The sequence below is a fragment of the Oceanospirillum sediminis genome (genome assembly GCF_014164585.1).
In the GTDB taxonomy this organism is placed as follows: domain Bacteria; phylum Pseudomonadota; class Gammaproteobacteria; order Pseudomonadales; family Halomonadaceae; genus Oceanospirillum; species Oceanospirillum sediminis.
Window position 1 is genome coordinate 88,863 of record NZ_JACJFM010000002.1, and the last position, 217, is coordinate 89,079.

2 tRNA genes are annotated in these 217 nt (G+C 54.8%); both read right to left on the reverse strand.

What is annotated here, in order from left to right:
• Positions 1 to 9: 9 nt before the first annotated feature.
• Positions 10 to 85 (reverse strand) — tRNA-Val (locus H4O21_RS01985).
• Positions 86 to 136: 51 nt separating this feature from the next.
• Positions 137 to 213: transfer RNA gene (locus H4O21_RS01990), tRNA-Asp, on the reverse strand.
• Positions 214 to 217: the final 4 nt, after the last annotated feature.

Sequence of the window (217 nt, forward strand, 5' to 3'; positions counted from 1 at the left end):
ACAATGAGATGGTGGGTGGTACAGGGATCGAACCTGTGACCCCCAGCTTGTAAGGCTGGTGCTCTCCCAGCTGAGCTAACCACCCACTGGCTTACAGAAAACTGTAGGGAGATATTTAAAATATCAGGCAAGTAATTGGCGGACCGGACGGGACTCGAACCCGCGACCCCCGGCGTGACAGGCCGGTATTCTAACCAACTGAACTACCGGTCCGCTA